Consider the following 25,393-nt stretch of genomic DNA (forward strand, 5'->3'; position numbering starts at 1 on the left):
GTAGTTTACTAAAGCGGCTACTCTGGTGACGATATTGCAATCAGTTGTGGGAAAATAAGTGAAGATAGTTAAGTTAGTCGCTGTTGTTTTAATCTCATTGTTTGTTGCGGCCTGTGGTTTTTTCAAGAAAGAGGCAATTGCTTGCGAACTAATAGGCACTACTGATTTCAATGAAGTGTCTCCCAATTTATATATTGATCAAAGTATCGACAGCCGACAACAAGTTAACCTGGCTCATGCTATCCAGAGTGCTGTACAAAGAGTGTCCCATGTTTATGGTGCACCTACTTCTGGCCCCAGAATTATCGCGACCGCAGAAACCAAATATGCAAAGTTTGGGTTTAACCCGACAGGCATGCAAAGTACTGGCTTTTTTAGAGAGTGTATTTTTCTGGGTCCCAAGGGGCTCAATGCAAATGTTGTCGCCCATGAGCTTGTCCATGCTGAAGTCAGACACCGAACAAACCTGCTTGTTGAGTTCACTCAATTACCTGCCTGGTTTATTGAAGGAACAGGGATCCAGGTGGACTATCGTTCCCCATTTTTATTAGAAAACATCGACCTGACACATGATGAACTTGCTGAGATTAAGTCGGTGTTTTATCTGAGTGACTTCCCAAATACTAAGGTTGAGTACTATCAGGCATCATTAATGGCTGTTAAACCGATGAACCCAAAGACCATGTACAGTGGCTTAGAAAGATTGAATAATGGAGAACAATTCGAGGACGTTTTTAACGAACTCTTTTGATGATTACTTAACTTTGAAGCGCCATTTTCCTCAGCACATAAATGAAATCGCGCTGAGGCCACTTAGAGTCGAGAGTTTATGTTAAAAGCGTTACCAGAAAAGTACTATCTTACCCACTTCTATGAATTGCAGGAATTTATTTCAAAAACCAGTATTCATTTGCTAACACCATCGCAGCAGTCGCTGTTCACAGAACTACGCGCCCTTGATGAGAATTGCCTGTGTTTGCTGCTGCGTATTATTAATCGCAAGCGGGTATTTGTAACCCGAGCACAGCTGAACTACTCAGAAATTAAGGATATTGATGCGGCGCTGAGAGAGTTGCAGAGCAGGGGATTGATTAATACAGCGCATGCGGAGGATAGCGGTGCACTGCTGGATGAACTGACGAAAGAGCAGTTGCAGAGCATTGTCGTCGAACTGGCATCATCAGGAAAAATAACGGGTACGGCTCCGACTAAATCTGCAAAAAAAGCGCTGTGGATTGAATTTGTCCGGACACTGAGTGCAAGCGTTGCCCTGACTGGCACATCGGTGTTTGAATCGCACATTTGTGCACCAATCAAAGCGGAATTTGAATACTGGTTATTCCTGTTTTTTGGCAAACTCGGGGGGACGTTGCAGCAGTTTTCATTACGAGATCTGGGTGTCATGCAAACACGTGAAGGCATATCGACAGGCAACGCACACTTTTCTGAACTGGCTGAGGCGCAAAGTGCCTATTTTTATCTAAGTCAGTGTAAACATTTGAATAATATAGATATAGAGAGTAAAGCACTGTTGGCTGAGCAGATCAGTCAAGCGCGGGTGCCAGCTGCAGAGGGACCAATGGCCCATGCCAGGCGAGATGATCTGACACACAAGCTGGCTTGTCAGCTGGAGCCAGATAAACCTGAGCTCGCAATGGCCATGCTTGCGCTCAGTAACCATCCCAAGTCACAAGAAAAGTATATTCGTGCCTTATATGCCGCCGGGGAACATGATGCTTGCCGGACTCAGCTGGAAGCGGTGTTGTCCTGTCCTCAAAATGAAGAGTTGCTGTTATTTGCCGAAGATTTCTCAGCGCTGAAGTTTACTACCAAGCGTACCTCTGTACTGACAGATATGCTGCGTCAAAGCGGCCCGCCTATCGCACTCGATGAGGCCTATGTCGGGTATCCTGAACAAGGGGCAATTGCCTGGTATCATCGTCAGGGCTGCAATGCTTATCATGGTGAAAATCAGTTCTGGCGCATGTTATTTGTTTTAGCCTTCTGGCCTGTGCTTTATGAATCCACAGCCAGTGCGCCGAGTAATGAATTTGATTTAACGCCGCGAAGTTTGAAATATAATCAGTTTTATGAGGTACATAGCGAGGAGATTGAGCAGATCCTCGGCGCAATCTTGGATAACCAGAGTTTATTTGATTGGCTGCTGCGTCAGGCCACTGCGCACTTTGGCAAGCCGAACAGGTTGGTCTTTTGGCATCGCTCAACACTGGATCTCGTGCTGATGGTGGCCCGGATTATTCCTATCGCAGCACTTAAAACGCATCTGCTCGCAATGTGTCAAGATTTTAAAATGCTCAGGGATGGTTATCCGGATCTGATCTGTATGAATGGCGATGATGTCTCATTTGTTGAGGTCAAAGCACCCGGAGATAGTCTCAGACGCAATCAGCTGGTGACAATTAGGCGGCTCATGGAGTCCGGATTTAAGGTGGATATTCAGCAAGTATGCTGGCAGATTGCACCACAACAGGCTTATGTCGTGGTCGACGTTGAAACCACTGGAGGTAAGAAAGAGTTTGATCGTATTACCGAAATTGCCATGGTGAAGGTCGTTGATGGTCAGGTCGTTGATCAATGGCAGAGCCTGGTTAATCCAACACGTAGGATCCCTAAATACATCACTGAGTTAACGGGTATTAGTAACGAGATGGTCGCAAATGCGCCATATTTTTCTGACCTTGCTAAGCAAGTAGAGGACTTTATGCAAGATGCGATATTTGTGGCGCACAATGTGAATTTTGATATGGGCTTTATTAAAGCGGAATTTGCCCGTCTTGAACAATCCTTTCAAAAGCCTAAATTGTGCACTGTTCAACAGGCCAGGAAGTGGTTGCCGGGGCTGAAATCATACGCATTAAATAAAGTCTGCGCTGAATTGGGGATTTCGCTGACTCAACATCACAGAGCCATGGCTGACGCGCAGGCAACGGCAGAGTTATTTATCATGATTAACGCTCAACGGCTTGATCAACAATTGCAGCCTTCATAACAAAAGGCGTGCAGGGGATATTTGTTTAAGGTGTTTCGTGTAAATTTCTCGCCATGTTCTGAGTGAGCTGTCGTTAGCATGTATAAAAAGTATTTTGTGTATTCTTTATTACAGGTGTCCTGGGGGTTGTCTGCAATACTAATGGTATTCGCCATTACGCCCTGTGTGATTGCGCTGTCCTTACCTGCCTGGTCTATCCCTGCATATCTGTTGCTATCCTGTGTTATCGTACTTGGGGTGTATGGAAGAGACAAAGCGCTGTCTAAAAAAGGCACAGAACGAATCTCGGAGCGTTTGCTGTTAATCGTGTCTGCCAGCTCGTTACACATGGCGACTTTGCAGATCATGTCGGTTTTAAGGCATAAAACCATCAAGCTTCCGTTTTTATTAAAGTTATTGACCCTGCAACTGCTTCAGGTGATTGCTTTTGTATGTGTGCTGATCAGCTACTTGATGTAATGACAAGCGCTGAATTGAATCTGTCTGTTGTCAGGAGGGTGACAGGCAAAGGCCTGCCACCTGTTGATTAATTGAGTTTTAAGTCAAAGTCGTAGTCCAGCTCGTCCATTAAAGACCAGCGATGTTGTTTGTTTTGGGTTCCTTTTCCGAGGATCCAGTAGTCGTAGCTTTTGTCTATTTGTCCCTGGCTTTTCTGTATGCTCAGCCAGGCATCAACATAGCTCAGAATATCCAGATTGCGCTTCGCAACTGCAAAGCCCACTGGGTATTTTAGCTGCGCGCCTTTAGGCACAACCACACCAAATTCGGGGTAGAACATGCTCCAGGCAAATCCAGCCTCGGCGCTGATCACCATGGCATCGAACTGTCCGTCAGACTCGAAGAAGGCCTGGTGATTGGATAATGCGGATACCTGAATGTGCGGATATTTTTTTGCCAGGTCCTGCATCAACGGGGTGTACTCTACGTGTGCAAGGCGCAGTTCATTATAGTTTATCACTTGCTCCCGGGTTGCTAGCTGTTTAAGCCGGTGGTCTTTGGCAATTAAGGCTAACTGTAATTCCAGGACGGGATCACTAAACCTGATCTGGCTGAGGTCCGCAACGTTGATTTCCAGCCCCGACATCGCAATGTCAAAGAAGCCTTTGTTAAGATATTCTGCAAGCTGGGCTTTTTTAAAGGGAATAAACTCAACTTTGACATTCAGATCAGCCGCCAGTTTGTGTGCCAAACTGATATCAAATCCGACTAGTTCACCTTTTTGATTGAAGTAACTGAATGGAACGTTATCGACCAGGTAACCCACTCTCAATAAATTCCGTTTCTTGATCACCTCTATGTTCGTCAAAGACAGCTCGCCGCTTTGGTAGGCTTTAGGCACATGATTGAGTACTTCGGCGGGAACCTGATCAGAGACCACCATATTGGCAATGATCTCATCCGCTGCCTGAGTATCACGGGCCAGGTGGTTGTTGGCCGTGAAGCTCAGCAGCATAAAAACGGGTAGCAGGGTGCTGAGCAAAGTCAGGTAATAGAGGGAGCGTATCCGCTTCAAATGTAGCTGACGTTTGGTGTAAAAGATGCTCAGTAACACAAAGGAAAAAATGTAAATCACAGTTGTTGGCGACACTATTTTGGCTGTCAGCACTGACATTGACAGATAAAGCTGATAACTGTCTGCCGGAATTTTCAGGCTGTCCAGCAGGTAAGGGATGGCGATATGTACGTTTGCAAAATAGCTCAGCATGGCAGACAGCGTGACGTTGGGGATCTGTTCCAGGGTAACCGGGCTGCCGGTAAGCCAGGCTGCAAAGGTAACAAACATCAATGTTGTCAGTTTGCCGAGACTCGGAAAGGTATAGGCGATGGGCACCAGCACCTCTGCAATGTGGTCTGACTCTTCATCACTGCGCTTTATTTTTGCCAGGTGCGTTTTTATTCCTTCAGTGATCACTGGGAGGACAATAAAGACATTGCCCGTACTGAATGCGGTGATCCAGGCATTGCGCATCACCATAACGAGATCGCGATATTTTACCGGGGTTAACGCCGCGACTAGCATAGGCAGCAAGGCAAACATCAGATAAACACCCAGGCAGGTGACCAGAACCAGATAAATCTGTAAGTTGTTCAGCTCTTCCATGCTGATGGTACCTGCAGTGCTGGCGGTCATCGCAAAGATCCCGATAGGAAAGAGTTTAATGATTTTCTTCGAAATCAAGGACAATCCCTGGCCAACAACTTCCAACACATCCAGCAGATTGTTCTTTTTTCCGTTGGAAATTAAAGACAGCCCCAGCGCAATACAAAATATGACCAGTGCAGGCACATTGCCTTCAGCCATAGAAGCAAAGGGGTTGGCGGGAATGTACTGGCTGACAAAGTCAACGTCGGGGGCACTGGCGACCAACGCTGGAGAGAAAAAAGTGCCCGCATCATGGCTGGGTAAGGTAAGTGAAAACGCCCAGATAGCAGCTAAACCAACCAGCCAAAGGCTGATCATGACTGTGGTTGCTTTGATTAAAATAGATTTAACCTGATCCGGGTTAAATTTGCCCAGGCCTACTACCAGACTGACAACGATATAAGGGAATATGGTGATCTGCATGAGTTTGACAAACCCTTCGCCGAGTGGCTTTAAAAATGCCACCCGTTCACCAAAAATAAGGCCACACACTATACCTAATAACAATGCCCAGAGCATCCAGTTAATGCTTCTTAACCAATCGATAACGAGTTTCATAATCCCCATGTGCGCAATAAAAAAGAGCGAGATTATATTGAGGTTAGCTGAAATTAATCTGAATGCGTTACTGACATCTGAGGTTTTTGTAATTGTAACTGGCTGAGGAGCGCAACGCTTTAGGTGGGGTTAACAAAGGCTATCAGCCGTGTGCTCGCATGATTGCGAGCACTTTACTTATGTCCGATCTGGCGGAAAGTCTAACTTCACTGGGTTATAGCTGATAATCCTCGCCATTTTTGGCGCGATAGCATTTACGGTCTTGTTGTGTCACTAAGGTATATTGCACGCCGGACACAAAACTCATCCACATACGACTGCCTGCTTCACCTTCTCCAGTTACGGCACTGAGTGGTGTTTCGTACTGAACATCGTTCAGGTGGGCGCGGTCATGATGACGAGGCTCACAGCCCGTGTCAAAACTCAGTTCAATGTGCATGCCGTCCGCTTTTTTCAACAATAGCGCACTGGGAGATTCACGATGACCACATAAAGCAACGAATTGCTTGGAATTTTTGAGACCACAATGTTGGCCATCGGCAAAGAACACCATTAAATGGTTGTAGTAAACGACGTAAGAGCTTACTTCTTTATGAGAGCCGAATTCTAAAGGACAATGCTGATCCAGGTACTGCTTTGCGACGGTCAGCTTTTGACATTCTGTGCTGGTGTTTTCTAATTCTGTTTGCTGAATTTGTGCTTTCATGTGTGTATTCCCAGTTACCAATGTTACCCGATATAAGCTTGGCTGTGTGCGGTGATGACTTAGTTGTTGGTCGAATCACCTGTTGTCGTCACAAGGCAAAATATCGCTACTATTATTAATTACCTGCTTAGTCCCGGTAGGGCGCAGAAGCTTCTGTTGACAAATTCAGTGTATGAAAAAAAATCGATAAATTTCACAAAAAGAATTTTACAGTGTAAATTTTACAAAAACTGGTCTGACCATGTGCTGTGGCATAGTAGTGAGGCATAAGCGTTCAGGCACCCTACAGACGTAAACAGGAATGAAGCGGTGAAAAAAAATTCAGAACTCATGAGAAAGTCACACTTTCTGGGCACCAAAATTCGTAATTTACGCAAGCGAAATCACTTAACACTTGAGGATCTATCTGCCCGATGTATTCGCTTTGATCCACAATCGGCGCCATCGGTATCCTATCTGTCTATGATTGAGCGAGGTAAACGCACGCCCAGCAGTGATATGCTTGAGAATCTGGCTGAGGTGTTTCAAAAGCCAGTAGAGTGGTTTTTGGACAATGAGCCTGAAGTAAATGAAATCACGCCACAAAAAGGTCGCCATGGTGGGATCAGTGGCATGGCATTGGAACCTAACTTTTTATTTGATAATGAAATTTTACAAATAGCCATCCCGGAAATGTTGTCTCAGACCGGGATTAGCGGGCGCCAGTTTGCTCATCTGCTGATCCGCGCTCATCAGGAACATCACCAAAATCACTTTCCCGATCTTGAACGTGCAGCAGAAGAAGTTGGTGGTAAAGATCTCTATTTGAATGTGGATACTCTGCTGAGCATGCTCAAAGCACAGGGTCTTGTGGTGCATTGGTTTGATGAAGCGCCGGGAGAGGTTATCGATGAAAGTGGACATATGTTTCAGCGTGTCATTACCTCTTATTTTGCCCCGCCGAATGAGGTACATGTCAATCGTATGTTATTGCAAAACCAGCCCAGACTTAAATACGACTTGGCTGTGCATTTGGGTCATGCGGTGTTACACAACAGAGATGGACTGCAATGTGTGCTCGGCTCTGGAGGAGTGAGTGGCGGAACCAATGCGGATGAGTCTGCGCCAAATGCGCAAGATATTCTTTCTGCGTGGCATGATTTTGAGTCCAGCTTTTTTGCCGGTGCATTGTTGTGTCCTAAAGTGGCTTATCGACAATTGTTAGATTCATATGGCTATGAAACGCACATACATCAGGCGCTGGGGATCTCTCCCTCGGTGGCTATGCGCAGGATGACCGTTGCTTCGCCTTACCCACATTGGCATTACTTTGACGCCTATTTGCCTGGCAAACTCAAAGCGGTATATCGCGGCAATGGCATCCCCTTGCCCTGGGGAAATATGCGCAGTGTTGCAGATCCATGCCAGCACTGGGCTGTGTTTCGCAAATTTCAGGAGCAGGCCATGCAAGCCAGCGCACAACTGTCTGTGCTCAATGTGAATAATCAACCCCGGCTTTATTGCTGTGAGTCTATCAAAGTGAATGACGTGGCGGATAATCCCCATGTGCTTTGTGCCGGAATAGATTTAAACCCGGCGATTGCAGCGCAGGGGCTGGATGCGAATGAAGTGGTACAAGAGCTGCAGGCACTGTGTATTAAGCAAGGCGGTGCGAGTGTGGTACCCTGGCACTTGAAAAAGCAATTGCAAAGTGTGGCTAAAATCTTAAATATCAAATGGATAGAACGGGGGATAGCGAATGATGTACGCGTGATTTGTACACGTGGTAAAGCTTGCCCCCGACAACCAGGTTGCTATGACTAACGGATAGAGATAGCAATTTCTACTTCATCACTTTGGTGATAGATTTCTATATCCTGATGGTAGGCGCGTTGGTATGGGCAGTCACTTTGTTCGAAGTAGCGCCAGACAAGCTCCCACAGGCGAATGACTGTTTGCGGCATTTCGCCCTGGGCCGCAAAACTCAGGTATCGTCCGCCATCTAGCTGCTGGACTTGTAGTGTTTTATCTGTGTCAGCATGTGCCGTCAATAAAGAGGCATCGCAGGCAGCCATAGCGTCGAAGTCTCCATGATGATCTGACTCGTAGCCTGAATAGATGCCATAGAGTGTGCTGCCTTCTGGTAATAAAGGGGCGTATTGTTGGCTAAATGTTTGCCAAAGCTGGGCTATTTGACCTTCTCCTTCGGTCTGCTCATAGTGATTATTGGTGCGGGTACTGATCCCCACTAATTGGCGTGAAGTGAACGTTTTAACTTCCATTAGATTCCCTGGTTACTCGTCGTATGTCGCGAAAATTGCTTTACTCCGAATATCTGTCCTTGTCTTCTGACACAGTCACCCATTTAGCATGACTATTAGCCTTTCCCAGGAGAGGCGGAGAGTGCAACTTAAACCAATCCACGTAATGAAATAACCAATTTTGCCAAGACACTCTTTGTGACAACCGGGTAAAAATGTGGCGAGTCCAGGCTCGTATGACAAGTTAAAACTGAGACGTTTTTACACAGTGACCTGCAGAATTAACCTTTATTGGTCGAGCATTAAGATAGATTAGTATTATATGTATATTTAATAGTCACTTAGACTACTAATAAGACGGTCGAATATTAACATAGTGTGGGTTTTAGGCAAGCTACTGGGGAATAAAATATCCATAATGATAATTTCATCAGGGACCGCAATGGTCCCCACACCATGATTTTGCTAATCAGTATTATTGGCCATGCCAATCCCAATCCGGATAAAAAACGCCGTTCACTGTTGCATTGTGACCCGAGATGATTGAGTTTGGCTTGTCAACGGATTGCCACCCGGTCGCAGAAGAGTGCTCCAGTTCGAAGACTACATTGCCCCATAGTCTGTAGGGTCCTGTGATGTTCGATTGTCTATATGCCGCGAACAGAGTCTGGCCACCCATCATGATTTCATTAACCGAGCTTTGGTTGTTCACTTCAGCCACGCCTTTACTCCAAATCTTAAGCAGTTTAATGCTGGATTGGTTGTCACCCAGAAAATAGCCGTTACCTGACACTTCAACATCATCAAATTGATTACTGCTGGTTGAGCGGGCCATGGAAGTATCGGTGACATTTAATGCCACCTGACGGTTGCCCTCCATGAGGTTAGCTGCTGAACTGCCGGATACCTTTAACTGTAACCCTCTGTGGTTCTTCACATGGATCGTGCTGTTTTCATCCGCAAAAAAGGGGTAAAAAGGAGCTTTTGGGTCAAAAATATGTGCTGTTGTAAGTCCATCTATTGCGACGGTTGCATTGGCGTCAACGTGCAATGACAGCGCATTTTTTGGAGTGTCTATTGCAAAGTTCCTAAGTGTGGATATTGCTGATTTGACGCGTATTGCACTTTGCTGTTCATCGCTGTCGCTGAGCTTGACCGACGCTGCTTGTTGATCCAGGCCCGCCAGTGTTATCCCATCACGTTCGATGAGAATTGGCCCCATGCACTGACCCGAAAATTCGACCGTCATGTCAAATGACAGGGCATGAAGATAGTCGAGCATGCGCCTGAGTGCCTGCTGATCATGTTCACAGCTTACGGTGACGGTATGGTCGGTGCCTTGGAGTGCCAGTTCTGGGATATTTTCGGCGTTGATTGGATACGCTGTAATGGTACATGCACTAAGAAATAGCGGGAGCAAAGTTCGGGTAAGTGTATTTATAGGGGTCATTCCTGTGGCCTTACATGTTGTTTTAATGAAAATAAAATGTAGCGCCGGTGATGTGTTTGGTCAATTATTTTGACTAATTTATTTGGCGGAGCAGAGATGAAGACGAATATTTGTGGGGTATTAATTTCTAAATCAATGGTTTATGCCGGATCTTTCAACCCGGCATCAGGGCTTAGTTCATCAGTTGACGTATGAACTTAACTGGCGCACTGCCGTAACTGAGAAACTCTTCATGGAAGGCTTTGAGGTCAAAATCCTGGCCCAATTGTTTCTTTTGTTCTTCGCGCAGATCGTAAATTTCGCGGAATCCGCTGTAATAACTGGTAAGCTGAACCTGACTGAGCGTTGCCCGGCGCCACTTTCCTTCGGCTTCAGCTCGCTCCTGAAACGCCCCGTTCATTAACAGATCCAGACCTTGTTCTTTGCTGAACCCTTTAACCTGAATGCCATAATCCAGGATAGTGTTGCAGATAACACGCAAGTTCCATTTGTAATACATTAGCCACATTTCAGGCTCGAAATTGCCGTATCCTTCTTCGAGCATCATGCGTTCTGTATACACAGCCCAGCCTTCAACCATGGCACCGTTACCAAAGATGCTTTTCACCAGGGATGGAGAGGTATTAGAGTAAACCAGCTGAGTGTAGTGACCTGGGACTGCTTCATGAATATTCAGAATTTGTAAAATCCAGTGATTGTATTCACGTAGCATTGAACCTGCCTGCTCATCCGTCAGTCCATCCAGTGGCTCAACGTTATAGTAGGTGTTCTCTTTTTTCTCGTAAGGTCCCGGTGCCGAAATCGACGCCAGTGCAAAGCCACGCATATAATCTGGTGTCTGGCGCACAACCAGCGGTTTCTCAGGATCTAGTGTCAGTAAGTCTTTTTCCATCACAAAGCGTTCCAGTTCGGGGATCTGGCGTTTGATTTCGTCAACAAACTGAGATTTCTCGACATGGCGCTGAGACAGGTGTTTGATGAGGGTGGCGATGGCTTCGGCATCATTTTCCGGGCGTGTTGTATTCGGAAAATACTTGGGCCAAAGTTGCTCGGTTAACTTGATCATTTGTGCTGTAACGCGGGCTTTGTCCGCAAGTGCCTTTTGGTACATTTGCTTTGCCGTGTAACCCGACTGAATATCAAACGCAAACTTCTCTTCGTAGAGTTCTTCACCGATCCGGAAGCTTCGGGTTTTGCCAGTAGATTGCATCTTTTTCTCAACCGCAGTCAGAAAATCTATGTAGCTATGAATGGCTGTTTTGGCATTGGCAAAGCGTTGTTTGAATTCTACTTTTTCTTTTTCGCTAAAGGTGCTCAGCGCATCGACCCGGGTCAACAAGTCGTCAGTTAAAACGCTAAATGCCCCATTATTTTGCTGGATCCCAAGTTGGGTATATTCCAAAGTAGGATCGTTAATATTGGCTTGTGCTGCGTGATAGTACGCAGGTACATAATTGAGTCGATCAAAGACCAGGCGAAGTTTTTCATCTTCAGACTTAAAGCGGCTGTTCAGAATGGTCGCGAAGCCGTACGAGACATTGTAGCGACTGGGGTTCCATTGCCAGCTTTTGAACTTTTCGATTTCCCACCGGGTACTTTTGAGTCTGTTTTCTATCAGGTGATAGTCAATTTTGAGACTAGCACTGAGCTTTGTTAAGTCAAAAGTGTGTAGTTTTGCTAACTGCGTATCTATAAAGGTCAGGCTGGCTGTACGACTCGCAGCATCCGGGATGGTGATGACATCATCATATTTACCATAGCCATAGTACATAGATTGTTCTGGATATTGTTGCCAGTATTGTTCAATAAACTGATCTGAAAACGCTTTGAATGCTGTTTCATTGGTTTGTTGATTGGCTACTGAACTGGCTTGCTGAGCATCTGTTTGAGTCGTAGTCTGAGCACAACCAGTCAGTGCAAAAATGGCTGCCAGAGAAAGGCTGAGCGCCGTTTTTTTCATTCGCTTGTTCCTTTATTGTGATTTTCCATATCATAACAAGATTTCACGTTTTTTGCCTGTTCTGGGTTGTCGATGAGTACAGCCCCATTGCCCGCCTGGGCAACCATATCGTCCGGGTTATACATCGGGCAGCGGCTCATAGATAAGCAGCCACAGCCAATACAGCCATCAATCATGCTGCGAACCCGTTGCATGTAGGCAATTTTTTCATCAAGTTGGGTGCGCCAAATGCTGGACATTTTGGTCCAGTCATCTTTGCTAGGTGTGTCGCTATGTGGCAGAGACATCAAGGTTTGTTTGATTTCAGCCAGCGTGATGCCCATTTTCTGACCTGCTTTGATAATGGCGATACGTCGCAACACATCTTTTTTGTAACGCCTTTGGTTACCGTTATTACGCCAACTTCGGATTAGCCCTTTGTTTTCGTAAAAATGAAGTGCAGAGACGGCAACATCTGCACGCTTAGCGACTTGCCCGACGCTGAGTCTGGGCTCATCTCGTTCCGGTGTGTTCATTACGCTCATCTGAATACTTTACCTCAATATTAGTTGAGGTTTTAGACTAGCAGCAAATAACACAAAGGAGAACCACAGTGACGTCCATTATTCTTTATTCCAGCTCAAATAAGCAGGGTAACACTGCGCAATCGGTGCGAGCGCTTGCGCAGCAATTAGAGGCCGATGCTTTGTATCTCGATGATTATGACATTAACGACTATTGCTATAACCGCACCAATTATAATGATGACTTTCGTTCATTATTTCGCACATTGCTGAACTATGATCACATTGTTTTTGCATCCCCGGTATATTGGTATGCCGTTACACCGAGAATGAAGGCATTTTTCGATCGCATCACCGATTTTATGGATGATGAAACACTGCGGCCCGAGCTGAGAAAGCTGCGCACCAAGGAGTTTTCCATATTATCCAACTCGATTCATGAGACTGCACCTGCTTGCTTCACTGAGATGATCCAGAAAACCTGTGAGTATCTCGGGATGACCTGCCGTGAACGTATTCACCATCAATACCCTTATGAGGGAGACAAATAAAAAAAGGATTTTTTGGTTAAAAAATAGGCGTTAACTATTTCGTTAAACTAAACTGTTGTTGCTGTGGCGTGGTGAGGGAGCCAATCCTTTCTGTGCCAGAGCAACTATCAGTAACCGTCTAAACCAGGAACTACCATGAAGATATACAAGCTGCGCAACTGGCTTGTCATATTGTCTGTTTTCATACTTGCCTCCTGCCTGGGAGATGATGACGACAATAACAACACGCCAGATCAAACTGCACAAACCACTGAAATCAAAGTGAGCCCGGCATTGGGATTAACCAAAAATGCAAATGTCAGGCTCATTTTACTCGCCACTAACACGCCCATTGAAGGGGCCACGGGCAATACCGGAGAGACAGGTGTTGCTACCATCACATTGGCTTCTGCCATTACCGAGCCGTTTATTGTTGAGGTATTGGGAGGAGGTGACGCTGAGTACTTCGATGAAGCCAAAGGCGTTTTTCTGGCTCTTGGCGCCGATACAACGCTTCGCGCTGTGCTGAGTTCTTTTAAGTCTGAAGTGGGCGTGACGACACTCACTGAAATTGCCGCTACGGCAATTTTAAATACCGGCGCGACCAGTGCTGAAGCCGTTAACCTTGTCAATGAACAGGTTCGTGTGGCGTTGGCCCCGGCTCTGACTGATATCACAGTGCCTCCGCAACTGATTGATGCAGCCAGTGGAGTCACTGCGAGTAGTGATCAGGCCGGTATATATGCGGTTTCTTTGGCTGCGCTGGCACAAATGGGCAGCTCAGCGAGTTCACCAGCGCTGGCGATTGTTGATGCATTACGTGCTGATTTTTTAGATCTCACCATAGATGGCAAGGTAGGCGACCAGGCTTTTGAATCTCCTTTGTATAATGCCAGTAATTTTATCAGTGAGTACACCAGTGCAATTCAGGCGTACGCGCAGCAAGTGGGTTTAACCGACGACCTGAGTGCGACGTTTTCCCTGGACAACATTAAAAAGACTCTGGAAGGGCTGAGTGACATTTTTGCCAGTTTGGATCTTGGGTCTCTCGAATTGGATTTTGTTCCCGGTGGGTTATCATCTGGTTCCGGCGGAGATTCTGATGATGATGACGACAATGACGACAATGACGACAATGACGACAATGATGATAACAACGGTAATGATGGAGAGGGCAATACGCTAACCATTACTGGTACATCAACTGTCGCGGGTATTACTACTGAAATTCCTGCAATTACAATTAATAACGTACCTGCACCTGATCCCAGTGATCTCGAAACCATTAAAAAACAGATTGAAGACTCATTTGTTCAGCAACAGCTGACGGTGAATGATCTGGCGTTTGAGCTGGTGAGCAGCTCGGATACCGAGATTGTGGTTTCTGTGCGTTACTCTGTTACCACTCAGGGGGTCACTGTGACATCAGACCTGACCTACACCTGGACGCTGACCGGAAAAGACGATGACGACGATGATATGGATGATGATGTCATGTTGCCTGAAGTGCTAAAAGGTAAGGTGTTTGATATGGTGTTTAAGCTTTCGGACAGTGGCAGCAGCTATGCTGATGGGCAAAAAGTACGGTTCACATTCTCCAGTTCGGGCATGATGTTTATAGATACAGATCCGGATGCCAATAATGGTGACGAAATGTCGCTTGATGATGTCATGATGGAAGGCAGCGAATACGTATATAAAGATGACGATGGTGGATTTGTCTACAAAGTGTCTGTGACCGCATCGGGGTTGAATGAAATCAATCTGTTTACCATGGAAAATATGCTACTTGGTTCGTTCATTATTGATGGGGGTGACGAAATTGCTGGTCTTGAGTTAGTCACAGCACGAGCCGGGGAATACAGAGTTGTAGGTGAAGGCCATTCACGCGGCACTGTGGTGATTGGCTCAGATGGCGCTATCGATTTTGACACAGGTGTCAGTTATGCCCAAGGTGATATCATGGCCATATTTGATCGCACTAACCTTGAGGAAGAAAAACGTATACAGATTAATTACGGCGCAGACGATGATGGTCCGGTCATTAATCTATTCTTGTCAGCAGATGGTAACACTATCACTAGTATCCAATACCGTATCCGAACAGATGAGGTGGATGTTATGGTGACTGTTGAAGGTACCGTTACTGGTGGAGGCGGTGGCTAATCAGGCAAACTGTGATAAAGCGGGTGAGGGCCCGCTTTATCTTTTTATGTGTTGGTCTGGTTCAATACCAATTTCACTTAATACTTGGTCTATTTGAAGTAGCAAATAGGACGCTAACAGCGTTAAAAACTTCTCATTTAGAACAACTAAATAGCAAAATTTTTGCCTCGCCTACATGGATGTAGGTGCCTCAGCGATAGCAGGACGCGAGAGCGGTGTTATCGACCCTGTTTTCTCGCCTCAAAATAGAACACTTAATTAAGAGAATTGGTATAACAGGCCGACTGCCTGGTGTGATTACCACTTAAACAGTTTACATCTTTGCTGGGTATTACCCTGATAATTGGAAACAACCACGTGCCCAACTTTTGACTCACGGATTGGATCAAAGCTAAATGTATTCATGTTAACGTCAATCGTCCCGTTGCTATCCAGCTTATAGGATACTTGCAACTTAGTGCTGCCGACTTCAAACAGGCTTAAAAACTCATCGTTTAGCAGGTACTGGTCAATGACAACGCCATTGTTTTCATCGATGGCATAATGGCCCAGGTTTTCGTTGAGTGTCAGCAAGCTGTAGTTGCGAACGTTTTTGCGTGCGCCTTCTCCGTAGGTAACTATCCAGTCAGCCTTGTTATCGACTGATGCGCCAATCTCCAGTGACATTGGAAATTGATAAAGCGTGCCGCGAGCCGGTGAGATCACTTCACACTGACCTTTGTAATACCCTTGCCATTGCTCAGCTGAAGCCTGGGCCGTTGTACTCAGCATTGCCAAAATCGAGAGTGCTAGAGAAGATTTAATCATCTTATTCATATTATTTTCCTTTTTGTTAGTGTGGTTTACCCATTCAAGGTAATTACATCTTTTTTAAGATGCAAGACGGTATGTAATGTATTGTAAGCAGGTTGCATCTGGGGTGTTTTCATGTGTAATTAATTTGTGTATATTGAGGGGTTTTTTGCTTTGTTTTTAGTGAGGGTTTGTTATGATTGGACTATCTTCAAAAACGATATCCAAAAAACGTCTAACCTGGAGAATGGTATGTTAAATAAACTGGGTCTGAGCTTGTTTGCTTTGCTATGTGTCATGCCTGGCCTGGCGCAGCCGACAGAGTTTGCCGGTGGTGCTGACAAAGCTAATGTTATTGATGCCACACGTTTGTTAACTCAGGCGCAGCAATATCATCAAACAGATGTCACGGTGAAAGGGGTCGTGACGAAAGTGTGTAAAAAGCGCGGCTGCTGGATGACACTCAAGGTGGAAAAGGGGGAGCAGATCACGGTGAAAGTGCGTGATGGTGAGATGGTGTTTCCTATGACGGCGGTTGGTAAAACAGCGCTGGCTACAGGCCGGTTTGAGGTGTTTGAGTTGACGTTAGAAAAGTCGCGGCGCTACCTGGCTCACAAAGCAGAAGAAAACGGCGAAGTCTTTGATTCTAAAGCTTTGAAAAAACCAATTACAGTATACAGGTTAAAACCCAGTGCGGTGACTATTCTCTGATCCGGAGCCTGATATACTCCATAATTTTTCCACTGTTGTGTGCTGTAATAAGGTATCAGTTTGTTATATCAAAAAGGCCACAAAGTGACTGAAGACAGTAATTATGGACTCAAGCCCGTTCCGGAATCAGCCAGAAAAGGCGGCGTAGCGTTATCCTTGTTGATGCTGGGGTTGACGTTTTTCTCCGCCAGTATGTGGACAGGGGGAACCCTGGGTACCGGGCTCTCATTTAACGATTTTTTTCTCGCGGTTTTCATTGGTAACTTGTTACTCGGCTTATACACTGCTGCGCTCGGTTATATAGGGGCATCGACCGGGCTGTCTACACATTTACTCGCGCGATTTTCATTCGGTGTTAAAGGATCCTGGCTTCCTTCTTTGCTGTTGGGCGGCACGCAGGTTGGCTGGTTTGGCGTTGGGGTAGCCATGTTTGCAATTCCTGTTCACAAAGCAACTGGCATAGATACCAATGTGCTGATCATCGTGGCAGGTCTTGCCATGACAACGACGGTTTATTTTGGTATTTCAGCGTTGATGGCGTTGTCTGTGATTGCTGTTCCGGCTATAGCATTGCTCGGAGGGTACTCTGTATGGTTGGCGGTGCAAGATGTTGGTGGGATCAGTCAATTGCAGTCGCTTGTACCGACAACGCCACTGCCCATCAGCGCAGCAATTGCTCTGGTGGTTGGGTCGTTTATCTCAGCGGGCACATTAACTGCTGATTTTGTTCGCTTTGCCCGCAAGCCCGCCAGTGCTGTATTAATAACGCTGATTGCGTTTTTCCTTGGAAACAGTCTGATGTTTATTTTTGGTGCGGCGGGTAGCGCGGCAACCGGTGAGTCTGATATCGCTCAGGTATTGATGTTGCAAGGCCTGTTGTTGCCCGCAATTGTTGTGTTGGGTCTTAATATCTGGACCACCAATGATAATGCACTGTATGCATCTGGACTCGGATTCGCCAATATTACAGGCTGGTCAAGTCGTAATCTGGCAGTGCTCAACGGCATTATTGGTACGCTTAGCGCATTATGGTTATACAACCACTTCGTTGGCTGGCTGACTTTTTTGTCTGCCGCGCTCCCCCCAGTTGGGGGGGTGTTGATCGCAGATTATATTTTCAACAGGGAGCGTTATCACGCATTTGAGCACATGCAATGGCAAAGTGTGCGTTGGAGCGCTATTGCAGCAGTCGCTTTGGGCGTCCTGGCAGGTCATTTTATGCCTGGGATTGTTCCGCTAAACGCAGTGTTAGGGGCCGCCGCGAGTTATCGCATTTTTTCTCGCTGGGAGAAGTAGTTAATGCGCTGAATAGGGCAGGGGGCGAGGTGCAGATTGATACTTAAACTGATACAATCGACGCCTCCTAGCTTTGTATTTGGAATGTCATGGACGATTCTGCACGCGCTTTCAACACCCGAATTCTACTCCCCTTGCTTGCCAGTATTGTGGCAATTACGCCGCTGGCAATCGATATGTATTTACCAGCAATGCTAGTAATTGCAAATAGTTTAGGCACAACTATGCCGCACGTGCAGCTTTCGCTGAGTATCTATCTCGCAGGTTATGCGCTTGGCATGCTGGTATATGGCCCCCTGGCCGATCAACTTGGAAGACGCAAGCTGGCCTTGTTTGGACTGGGCGGGTTTGCACTGAGTTCATTTTTGTTGGCGTTCAGCAGTGATATTTCGCACCTTTGGGGGCTCAGAGCGACTCAAGCTTTTACAGGCGCAGCTGCAACGGTTGTGGTCCCAGGCATTATTCGTCATATCTATCAGGCTAATACAGCCAAAGGTATGTCTTATGTTTCTATGATCATGATGCTGGCGCCTTTGGTTGCTCCCAGTGTGGGGTCGGCTATTCTGGGCCTGGCCAGTTGGCAATGGATTTTTCTGACCCTGGCAAGTTATGCGCTTGTCGTGATGGTTCTGGCTTATCTCTATCTGGTGGAAGTGCCCATCTACAAAAGTGATAAACGTGGGCTCCATTTATTTTTTGACAGTTACGCCACTGTACTTTCTAACCGTGCGGCATTGCCAGATATTGTCAGCTCAATGCTGGTCTCGTTTGGTTTTTTTTGCTTTCTGACCTCTGCACCTTTTATCTATCTTGATTATTTTGATGTCTCAGAGCAGCTGTTTGGTGTGCTTTTTGCCTTTAATGTGGTTGCCCTGATGCTGGGGAGCTTTGCAAATACCCGTCTGGTGCCTAAGTTAGGTTCCAGAAAGATGCTCTATCTCGGGCTGGGGCTTGGTGTTGCGAGTGCTACTGCATTACTTGTATTCAGTCTGTTTGACCTATCCTTGTATTATATTGTGTTTAGTATTGCGCCATTGATGATGAGCCTGGGGATCGTTGCAGCCAATGCGGATGCCCTGGTTTTACTGGAATTTGAAAAAAACAGTGGAACAGCGACGGCGGTTATCGGCACTTTACGTTTTGGCAGTGGGGCCTTGGTGGGGCTCTTGCTTGCGCTCCTGCATGCAGATAACACACTGCCATTTGCGGGAATAATGTTTGCGGCTATCTTGCTGACAGCATTGGTGCAATACGGGCGTTCCCGTCAATGTAAAGACGAAAGGACTGTCCGAAGTTAGCTAACTGAAGCTAGACAAAGCCAAGACTCAGCTCATCTGAACATGATTGTTGTGGACAAGTGAATACTTTTTGTGTAACGTTTTTCTCATGTTTTTGCTAAAAAAACAACAATAATGCAATACATGGCGGAGCTGATATTTGAATTTATTCGGGCTATTGAGCTGTTGCTTGTCTACCCTGTAGCCGAAATTCTGTCTAACGAGAGTGTGTTTGTCGCAACCAATTTATTGATTGCGATTGTGTTCTTGTATTACAAAAAGCGCAAACAAAACAGGCGTGTTAACTGGAAAACCCTGAAAGGGGCCTTTCTTTCCACCCGGATCTGGTGGAGTCAATCCAGTCGTATCGATTATGTTTCTTTGATTGTCAATTCTTTTTGCCTAGCCAGTGCTGCGTTGCTGATAGACAGGTACCTGAGCGGGGGAGTGATAAACGACAGTCTGTTTGTCTCTGCATGGCTGGAGTCGATTGTCGGTCCCAGTGAGTTAAGGGTGACACCACAGGCCTCAGTGGCCGTGACCACCCTCATTGCTTTTGTGGTATTCGACTTCTTCAACTACTGGTATCACAGAATTTTGCACCAGTATCCATATTTATGGCGTATTCACAGCCGCCATCACAGTGCAACCAATCTTACGCCTTTTACCAATTTCCGGCTCACCCTCTCGAAGCGATATTCCGTCTGCTAGTCACCTATTTTGCCAGCATGCTGGTGGCTGGGCTATGCAGCTATTCGCTTGGGCAAGATGCATCAGAAATGTTGATTCTGGGCACTAATTTATTTGCGTTTAGCGTGTTACTGCTTGGCGGTACGTTAGTCCATTCACATACTTTTTTGCGATTTCCACGCTGGCTTAGTTATCTTATCGTGAGTCCGGCCATGCATCAGGTACATCATAGTTGCAAGCCGGCGCATCGCAACAAAAACTATGGCAGTAATCTGGCCATCTGGGATTGGATGTTTGGTACCTTATACCTGCCAGACAGTGCGGAGCCGGTGTTGTTTGGATTGTCACAACACAACCGAACGCAGCAGAGTACTCACGCCTTTTTCTTTGGTAACAACATGATTAAACAGGAGGAAAGATGAAAAAAATAGTGCTAGGCACTGCCGTTGTCGCGGCGTTCGGCTTGATGTTAAGTGGTAAAATTGAACGCAGTACAGACAGTTTTGTAAGTAAGCAAAATGTGGTTGAAAATTATGGGGTCGAAAACTTCAGTTCAGGCCGTTCCCGTGCAAATGGTAACCGGGCTGCCGGAAGTTCGCTGGTTAAGCAGGGAGGCTGCTCAGCGATTTTACGGCAGGTCGACAGCTGGTTCGGTCTGAGTAAATGTCAGGCCTGAGCATAAAGATAAAGTAGTACGAGTGATAAATTAAAATGCCAGCCCTGACAAAACGAAGCAGCGGCTGGCATGACTTAATTGGCTAGGGATGGAGCTGGATTACAGCTTTTTGTTTACCAGTGCATCCAGCTCGGACAGAGAAGCGGCAATCTTTACGCCCGGAACATTAGTACCGATTGTTGCTTCAAACGAGCCTTCAACAGAAGAGCGGAACGAGGTAAATCCAATACGATAGACACCACGGACCAGTGCTTCAGTTGGGTTATTCATAGAGGTTGTTTTACGCAGCAAAGAATTGTAGCTTGCGCCACTTGGGTTAGCTGGTAGCTCACTACTGTCGTCATTACGGCCCAGGTTTTGTAACACTTTACCACCATCAGAGATGCCGTTGCTGTCTATGATGTTCATGCGATCCAGTACGATATAAGTGTCGAAAAACTTATTGGCATCCTTCGCCATACCTGGTTTAAAGTTTGCGTGAACAAAGTCGTTGTCACCTGGTGTAGCGACTGCAGGTGAAATCATAGAAACACCAATTTCATCGACTGCCGCAGGGACCCAGACGTACAGGTAATATGTATCTTTACCTTTGTACTTGCCTTCTGGTACTACCGACTTATCAACGTAACCGAAGTAGTTACTGTAATTGGCGTAAGGCAGACGCGCTTCTATACCAGCTACACCCTCAGAGACAGAGCTCTTTAAATGTGGACCAGTGCTCATACAGCCTGCAAGAGTGGTTAGCGCAATTAGAGGGAGGATCTTTCCGGATAACTTCATTTTCATTTTGTTGACTCCATGTCACCATTTTTAAATTCGTTCGAATTATAGGCGTGTACTGCGGAAAATAAAACAGTTTTTTACACATTTATCATGAAGTCAGTGTCACTCGATTATTATTAATTTTGCGGACTATAAAATGAGGTGTAGCGGTAGCTGACTGTTTAAGGCAGTCGCTCTTCATTGTTAATCCAATGATATCTAAAATGCAGAGTGCTGCGTTTATGAGAGTCGATTTTGCTTGAAAGGCTTGCCAGAGTGGCAAGCCTTTTGTGTTTTTTGATAGTAAAAAAATGTTTACTTGTTTTGCTCTTTCACCGCTTTTAATTTTGCGGCGTGGTCAATTTCATACGCTGGCATGTCTTTGTTGCCGTGGATCAGGTAGTTGTCCATCCAGCGCATTAAGCGCAGGCTGTAGTCATACTGAGCGGCGACCTTGCGGTTACCATGGCCTTCACCAGGGTAGTAAACCAGACGTACGTCTTTGTCTTGTACCTTCATGTAGCGGTACAGTTCCATAGACTGAGCAGGGTGGACGCGCGGGTCGTCTTTACCATGCATGATCAACAGTGGTGTTTTCGACTGGCCAGCCCAGTAAATCGGGCTGCGTTCAAGGTACCACTGCCATTTCTGCCACGGGTAAGAGCGGGCATGTACCAGGAACATTTCGTTTGAGATGTCGGTCGTACCAAATTTAGACAGCTGGTTGGTTACACCTACAAACATCACACTGGCTGCAAAGTGCTCGGTCAGTTTAGTTGCGCCCCAGGCTGAAGCGTAACCACCGTAAGAGCCACCTGTGATACCAACACGCTTGGTGTCAACTAGGCCCATGTTAACCAGGTACTCTTTCATGTCGACCAGATCGTCAAACTCTTTGCCGGCATAGTCGCCCTGACCCAGTTTAGAGTAGTCAACGCCTTTACCTGTTGAGCCGCGGTAGTTCGGGTAGAACACCGCATAGCCACGTGCTGCACCCATTTGACCCGGATCTGAGTAGCTGGTCAGCCAGCCGTTTCTGTCATGGCTTTCCGGACCACCGTGCACCGCCATGATGAGGGGATAACGTTTGCCTTCCTGGTAATCCAGTGGGTAGATAAGCACACCGCCAATTTCCACACCGTCACGGGCTTTGAAATTAATTGCTTCTTGTTTTGCCAGGCGTTTGTTGTCTAACCAGGGGTTTGAGTTGGTTAAACGGGTTGGCTTTTTAGAACGAACCATAAACACTTCACTTGGGTGTTTTGGGCTCTCTGCACGTACGCCAATTGTTTTATCTGAGTCTGATACGGACAGGCTTTGAGCGATAAACTTGCCTTCTTTAACCAGCTTTTTGTACTTGCTTGAACCAACTTTCACTTGCGCGATGAAGGTTTCAGCGCCGACATCAGCAATAAAGTTCAGAACATTTTTGCGGTTTGACCATTCAAAATCTTTGAAATGGCCCATAAAATTCGGGATCCACTCTTCCACTTTACCGGTTTTGGCATTGGCCAGATACAAACGGCCTTTGGCTGGATCGTGCTTGTCTTCCGCGCCTAAAATGGCAATGTACTTACCATCATGTGAGAATTCAGCTTCACCCAGCTTACCTTCGGTTTTGAATGAAGTGGTGATCTTCTGTGTCGCTACGTCCATTACATGCCACTGAGACTTCATGTATTGATCGTCGATCAGGGCAGTCGGTTGTGTCTTCACCAATAATTTGCTGGTATCATCAGACCAGTTGATGTCACTCACGTAACCCTCAACAGGGACCACGGCAGGAGTCAGGGGTTTATTTGTCTGTGCCAGGTCGAACAAATGCAGCTGCTTGTTTTTCAGGCCAAGCTCATACACTTCAGCCATAAAGCCAAGCTTTTTAAGCTCTTTCTCGCTTGCATCTTTGGCAGGCATAGCCAGAATAGCGACCTGCTTACCGTTGGGGCTCAGGCGATACTTGCTGATAGAGGTGCCTTTCAGAGACAGTACTTTTTGTGCCTCACCACCATCTACTGCAATGCGGTAAAGTGAGGTGAATTTGTCTGCTTTTTTCTTGGCCGTAAAGTAAATGAATTTACCATCTGCTGACCATTCAATTTTACCTACGTTGATTTTACCTGTGACGAAAGGTACTTCATTACCTTCGTCATCAACAACATACAGCTCGCTGTAGTTCTTACCGTTGCGGTCTACATACAGCTCACGGGGGACAGAGCGACGAAATGCAACTGACTCCCCATCAGGGCTAACGGCTGTTTGGATAACGCGTTGAATTGTAGGAATATCTTCAACTGTGATTGTGTCATTTGCCGATGAGGCAAAGGTGCTGGCACTGGCAAGGCCAATGGCAAGCGCGAGCGAGGTTTTAATTAGTTTCATAAATGTTCTCTGGGATTACGCTTTCTTATAAACTAGACCGCGAAGTGTAGTGCTAGTGAGTAATATTTTACTTTAGCGCTGACTGAAAACCAGTGTTTGCGATTAACTGTCTGCTTTATGGGATAAATAATTGCGGTATATCAATCAAGTGACACATTTTGCTGATAAGGAGTGCGAGACCAGCATGTCAGATACCAAGATTCACCCGTTAGATACCCGGATCCCGCCTATAGTCGTACTCTTGTTGCATCTGATCCTTAGTTGGGGGCTGGCACAGCTATTCGATCGTGTGGAGTTGAGTGAGGTGATAAGGCTTTGTGGGGCTTTTTTACTGAGTTCTGTTGGCGTGGGAGTCGCATTGGCTGGCGTGATTGCATTTCGCCGCCACAAAACCAGCGTCGATCCGGTGCATATCGATAAAGCCTCAACTCTGGTGACCAGCGGCATATATCGCATTACCCGAAACCCCATGTATGTGGGCTTCCTGTGCTTACTATTGGCATTTAACTGGTATCTCGCTGCGCCAGTGGGGGGGCTTGCAGCATTGAGTTTTATTGGTTATCTAACCCGTTTTCAAATTAAACCTGAAGAGCGCTTCTTGCATAACTGCTATGGACAAGCATACAGAGACTTTCTGGCCACAACCCGGCGCTGGCTCTAGCATGATACCAAATTCACTTAATACCTGTTCAATTGGAAGGAGCAAATAGGGTGCTAATGGCGTTAAAAATTTCTCATTTAGTACGACTAAACAGCAAAATTTTTGCCTCGCCTATATGGACGTAGGTGCCTCAGCGATAGCTGGACGCGGGAGCGGTGTTATCGACCCTATTTTCTTGCCTCAAAATAGAACACTTAATTAAGCAAATTGGTATGACTACTTTGTTGCGACTTGCCTGAATTGCACTCTGATATCATCTGGCATTCCCCAGGAGTACTGCGTCAAAACGGTATCAAACACAGCTTGCCAGGCGGTGTTTTGGCTATCCTGTAATTGATTTTTCTGTTTGCTGAGTAAGCGCTTTATTTCGGACACATTATGATAATCGGGCCAAATGGCCTGAGCTGCGCTAAATTGTGAGAGGGCTTCGGAAACATCTCGTGCCAGGATAGCGTTAAATCCAGCCCGCTCATATTGGTCGACCTGTGCTTTTCTGTTCGGTACAGTCGGCGTCTCTGTCAGTAATACGGTCTGTTTTACGCTGGACAGTTGCTTGGCCAGGTTAACCTGGATACCGTCTACTTTTTTTAGGAGTGTTGCCGGTTCCTGGCTGGCCTCAATGTCTTTTTTGAGCTGTGCTATCTGTGCCTCGTAGTTGCTGCTGATATCTTCAATTTGCTTACCCAGCTTTAATCCAAACGCATCTACCTCTCGTTGCTCGATGATTTTGAATAGCTTATCGCCATAGACAGCGAAGGCCAGGATCAATATAGCGGGCCATAAAAAGACTTTGATGTATTCAAGCACCAGCCGGTAGGCTGCCAGTTTTTGTTCTGTGTGGTCGTTCATGGTGAGCTCCTTTGCACCAGAGTGTGACTTTGAT

21 protein-coding genes and 1 pseudogene are annotated in these 25,393 nt (G+C 46.2%); 12 read left to right on the forward strand and 10 right to left on the reverse strand.

Annotated elements, in window-relative coordinates; all coding sequences use genetic code 11:
* The first annotated feature begins 58 nt into the window (after nucleotides 1-58).
* The 3 genes from AT705_RS20570 (at nucleotide 59) to AT705_RS20580 (ending at nucleotide 3,469) form a co-directional block, all read left to right on the forward strand.
* Nucleotides 59-751 (forward strand): hypothetical protein, encoded by a 693-nt coding sequence (locus tag AT705_RS20570; RefSeq protein WP_058798244.1) that lies wholly within the window; start codon nucleotides 59-61, stop codon nucleotides 749-751.
* Nucleotides 752-829: 78 nt separating this feature from the next.
* Nucleotides 830-3,010 carry an exonuclease domain-containing protein gene (locus AT705_RS20575; RefSeq protein ID WP_058798245.1) on the forward strand — a complete coding sequence of 727 codons (2,181 nt, stop codon included), beginning with the start codon at nucleotides 830-832 and terminating at the stop codon, nucleotides 3,008-3,010.
* Nucleotides 3,011-3,088: 78 nt separating this feature from the next.
* Nucleotides 3,089-3,469 carry a DUF1294 domain-containing protein gene (locus AT705_RS20580; protein ID WP_058798246.1) on the forward strand — a complete coding sequence of 127 codons (381 nt, stop codon included), beginning with the start codon at nucleotides 3,089-3,091 and terminating at the stop codon, nucleotides 3,467-3,469.
* Between the two features lie 67 nt (nucleotides 3,470-3,536).
* Here AT705_RS20580 and AT705_RS20585 read toward each other — a convergent pair whose 3' ends face one another.
* Nucleotides 3,537-5,672 carry a cation:dicarboxylate symporter family transporter gene (locus tag AT705_RS20585; RefSeq protein ID WP_208856798.1) on the reverse strand — a complete coding sequence of 712 codons (2,136 nt, stop codon included), beginning with the start codon at nucleotides 5,670-5,672 and terminating at the stop codon, nucleotides 3,537-3,539.
* A gap of 253 nt (nucleotides 5,673-5,925) precedes the next feature.
* Nucleotides 5,926-6,417 carry a malate synthase gene (locus AT705_RS20590; RefSeq protein WP_010380653.1) on the reverse strand — a complete coding sequence of 164 codons (492 nt, stop codon included), beginning with the start codon at nucleotides 6,415-6,417 and terminating at the stop codon, nucleotides 5,926-5,928.
* A gap of 309 nt (nucleotides 6,418-6,726) precedes the next feature.
* On the opposite strand from AT705_RS20590, the gene AT705_RS20595 reads away from it, so the two are divergent.
* Entirely contained in the window at nucleotides 6,727-8,220 is a 1,494-nt protein-coding gene (locus AT705_RS20595) for a DUF3612 domain-containing protein (RefSeq protein ID WP_058798248.1), read from the forward strand.
* On the opposite strand, the gene AT705_RS20600 is transcribed toward AT705_RS20595, so the two are convergent.
* The 4 genes from AT705_RS20600 to soxR form a co-directional block, all read right to left on the reverse strand.
* Nucleotides 8,217-8,678 carry a GyrI-like domain-containing protein gene (locus AT705_RS20600; RefSeq protein ID WP_058798249.1) on the reverse strand — a complete coding sequence of 154 codons (462 nt, stop codon included), beginning with the start codon at nucleotides 8,676-8,678 and terminating at the stop codon, nucleotides 8,217-8,219. The genes AT705_RS20595 and AT705_RS20600 overlap by 4 nt on opposite strands.
* Nucleotides 8,679-9,132: 454 nt before the next feature.
* On the reverse strand, nucleotides 9,133-10,107 hold the full coding sequence (locus tag AT705_RS20605; RefSeq protein WP_157576938.1) for a hypothetical protein: 975 nt from the start codon (nucleotides 10,105-10,107) through the stop codon (nucleotides 9,133-9,135).
* Between the two features lie 172 nt (nucleotides 10,108-10,279).
* The gene (locus AT705_RS20610) at nucleotides 10,280-12,067 is read right to left on the reverse strand and encodes a DUF885 domain-containing protein (RefSeq protein ID WP_058798251.1); all 1,788 of its coding nucleotides are present in this window, start codon (nucleotides 12,065-12,067) and stop codon (nucleotides 10,280-10,282) included.
* Nucleotides 12,064-12,591: a redox-sensitive transcriptional activator SoxR gene (gene soxR / locus AT705_RS20615; protein WP_420492126.1), complete on the reverse strand. Its 528-nt coding sequence runs from the start codon at nucleotides 12,589-12,591 to the stop codon at nucleotides 12,064-12,066. Before soxR ends, AT705_RS20610 begins: the two co-directional genes overlap by 4 nt.
* Before the next feature lie 68 nt (nucleotides 12,592-12,659).
* On the opposite strand from soxR, the gene AT705_RS20620 reads away from it, so the two are divergent.
* Complete coding sequence (locus tag AT705_RS20620; protein ID WP_058798252.1) at nucleotides 12,660-13,121, forward strand: flavodoxin family protein; 462 nt, start codon at nucleotides 12,660-12,662, stop codon at nucleotides 13,119-13,121.
* A 135-nt stretch (nucleotides 13,122-13,256) separates the two neighbouring features.
* The gene (locus tag AT705_RS25595) at nucleotides 13,257-15,266 is read left to right on the forward strand and encodes a hypothetical protein (RefSeq protein ID WP_058798253.1); all 2,010 of its coding nucleotides are present in this window, start codon (nucleotides 13,257-13,259) and stop codon (nucleotides 15,264-15,266) included.
* A gap of 297 nt (nucleotides 15,267-15,563) precedes the next feature.
* Here the strand turns inward: AT705_RS25595 and AT705_RS20630 are convergent, their stop codons facing one another.
* Nucleotides 15,564-16,082 (reverse strand): hypothetical protein, encoded by a 519-nt coding sequence (locus AT705_RS20630; protein ID WP_058798254.1) that lies wholly within the window; start codon nucleotides 16,080-16,082, stop codon nucleotides 15,564-15,566.
* A 228-nt stretch (nucleotides 16,083-16,310) separates the two neighbouring features.
* Between AT705_RS20630 and AT705_RS20635 the strand changes: the two genes are divergently transcribed.
* The 5 genes and pseudogenes from AT705_RS20635 (at nucleotide 16,311) to AT705_RS20660 (ending at nucleotide 20,708) form a co-directional block, all read left to right on the forward strand.
* Nucleotides 16,311-16,769 (forward strand): DUF4920 domain-containing protein, encoded by a 459-nt coding sequence (locus AT705_RS20635; protein ID WP_058798255.1) that lies wholly within the window; start codon nucleotides 16,311-16,313, stop codon nucleotides 16,767-16,769.
* 84 nt (nucleotides 16,770-16,853) lie between these two features.
* Nucleotides 16,854-18,065 carry a cytosine permease gene (gene codB, locus AT705_RS20640; protein WP_058798911.1) on the forward strand — a complete coding sequence of 404 codons (1,212 nt, stop codon included), beginning with the start codon at nucleotides 16,854-16,856 and terminating at the stop codon, nucleotides 18,063-18,065.
* A gap of 89 nt (nucleotides 18,066-18,154) precedes the next feature.
* Nucleotides 18,155-19,363 (forward strand): multidrug effflux MFS transporter, encoded by a 1,209-nt coding sequence (locus AT705_RS20645; RefSeq protein ID WP_058798256.1) that lies wholly within the window; start codon nucleotides 18,155-18,157, stop codon nucleotides 19,361-19,363.
* Between the two features lie 123 nt (nucleotides 19,364-19,486).
* Nucleotides 19,487-20,454 (forward strand): annotated as a pseudogene (locus AT705_RS25790) (sterol desaturase family protein).
* Complete coding sequence (locus AT705_RS20660; RefSeq protein WP_058798259.1) at nucleotides 20,451-20,708, forward strand: hypothetical protein; 258 nt, start codon at nucleotides 20,451-20,453, stop codon at nucleotides 20,706-20,708. Before AT705_RS25790 ends, AT705_RS20660 begins: the two are co-directional and overlap by 4 nt.
* A gap of 99 nt (nucleotides 20,709-20,807) precedes the next feature.
* Here the strand turns inward: AT705_RS20660 and AT705_RS20665 are convergent, their stop codons facing one another.
* Together AT705_RS20665 and AT705_RS20670 are read right to left on the reverse strand one after the other, a co-directional pair.
* Nucleotides 20,808-21,494, reverse strand: coding sequence for a LipL32 family surface lipoprotein (locus AT705_RS20665; RefSeq protein WP_058798260.1), 687 nt, complete (start codon nucleotides 21,492-21,494; stop codon nucleotides 20,808-20,810).
* A 291-nt stretch (nucleotides 21,495-21,785) separates the two neighbouring features.
* Nucleotides 21,786-23,849: an alpha/beta hydrolase family protein gene (locus AT705_RS20670; protein WP_058798261.1), complete on the reverse strand. Its 2,064-nt coding sequence runs from the start codon at nucleotides 23,847-23,849 to the stop codon at nucleotides 21,786-21,788.
* Between the two features lie 184 nt (nucleotides 23,850-24,033).
* Here AT705_RS20670 and AT705_RS20675 point away from each other — a divergent pair, with 184 nt between their 5' ends.
* A complete protein-coding gene (locus AT705_RS20675; protein ID WP_058798262.1) occupies nucleotides 24,034-24,510 on the forward strand; it encodes a methyltransferase family protein in 477 nt (158 codons plus the stop codon).
* A 216-nt stretch (nucleotides 24,511-24,726) separates the two neighbouring features.
* Here the strand turns inward: AT705_RS20675 and AT705_RS20680 are convergent, their stop codons facing one another.
* The gene (locus AT705_RS20680) at nucleotides 24,727-25,359 is read right to left on the reverse strand and encodes a hypothetical protein (protein WP_058798263.1); all 633 of its coding nucleotides are present in this window, start codon (nucleotides 25,357-25,359) and stop codon (nucleotides 24,727-24,729) included.
* Nucleotides 25,360-25,393: the final 34 nt, after the last annotated feature.

Origin of the sequence: Pseudoalteromonas rubra (genome assembly GCF_001482385.1) — a bacterium.
Taxonomy (GTDB): Bacteria; Pseudomonadota; Gammaproteobacteria; order Enterobacterales; family Alteromonadaceae; genus Pseudoalteromonas; species Pseudoalteromonas ardens.

Coding starts and splice junctions, on each gene's coding strand:
- AT705_RS20575 (WP_058798245.1), top strand. CDS start 830: ATGTTAAAAGCGTTACCAGAAAAGTACTATCTTACCCACTTCTATGAA.
- AT705_RS20580 (WP_058798246.1), top strand. CDS start 3,089: ATGTATAAAAAGTATTTTGTGTATTCTTTATTACAGGTGTCCTGGGGG.
- AT705_RS20585 (WP_208856798.1), bottom strand. CDS start 5,672: ATGCTCTGGGCATTGTTATTAGGTATAGTGTGTGGCCTTATTTTTGGT.
- AT705_RS20590 (WP_010380653.1), bottom strand. CDS start 6,417: ATGAAAGCACAAATTCAGCAAACAGAATTAGAAAACACCAGCACAGAA.
- AT705_RS20600 (WP_058798249.1), bottom strand. CDS start 8,678: ATGGAAGTTAAAACGTTCACTTCACGCCAATTAGTGGGGATCAGTACC.
- AT705_RS20605 (WP_157576938.1), bottom strand. CDS start 10,107: ATGACCCCTATAAATACACTTACCCGAACTTTGCTCCCGCTATTTCTT.
- AT705_RS20610 (WP_058798251.1), bottom strand. CDS start 12,067: ATGAAAAAAACGGCGCTCAGCCTTTCTCTGGCAGCCATTTTTGCACTG.
- soxR (WP_420492126.1), bottom strand. CDS start 12,591: ATGAGCGTAATGAACACACCGGAACGAGATGAGCCCAGACTCAGCGTC.
- AT705_RS25595 (WP_058798253.1), top strand. CDS start 13,257: ATGAAGATATACAAGCTGCGCAACTGGCTTGTCATATTGTCTGTTTTC.
- AT705_RS20630 (WP_058798254.1), bottom strand. CDS start 16,082: ATGAATAAGATGATTAAATCTTCTCTAGCACTCTCGATTTTGGCAATG.
- AT705_RS20635 (WP_058798255.1), top strand. CDS start 16,311: ATGTTAAATAAACTGGGTCTGAGCTTGTTTGCTTTGCTATGTGTCATG.
- AT705_RS20645 (WP_058798256.1), top strand. CDS start 18,155: ATGGACGATTCTGCACGCGCTTTCAACACCCGAATTCTACTCCCCTTG.
- AT705_RS20660 (WP_058798259.1), top strand. CDS start 20,451: ATGAAAAAAATAGTGCTAGGCACTGCCGTTGTCGCGGCGTTCGGCTTG.
- AT705_RS20665 (WP_058798260.1), bottom strand. CDS start 21,494: ATGAAAATGAAGTTATCCGGAAAGATCCTCCCTCTAATTGCGCTAACC.
- AT705_RS20670 (WP_058798261.1), bottom strand. CDS start 23,849: ATGAAACTAATTAAAACCTCGCTCGCGCTTGCCATTGGCCTTGCCAGT.
- AT705_RS20675 (WP_058798262.1), top strand. CDS start 24,034: ATGTCAGATACCAAGATTCACCCGTTAGATACCCGGATCCCGCCTATA.
- AT705_RS20680 (WP_058798263.1), bottom strand. CDS start 25,359: ATGAACGACCACACAGAACAAAAACTGGCAGCCTACCGGCTGGTGCTT.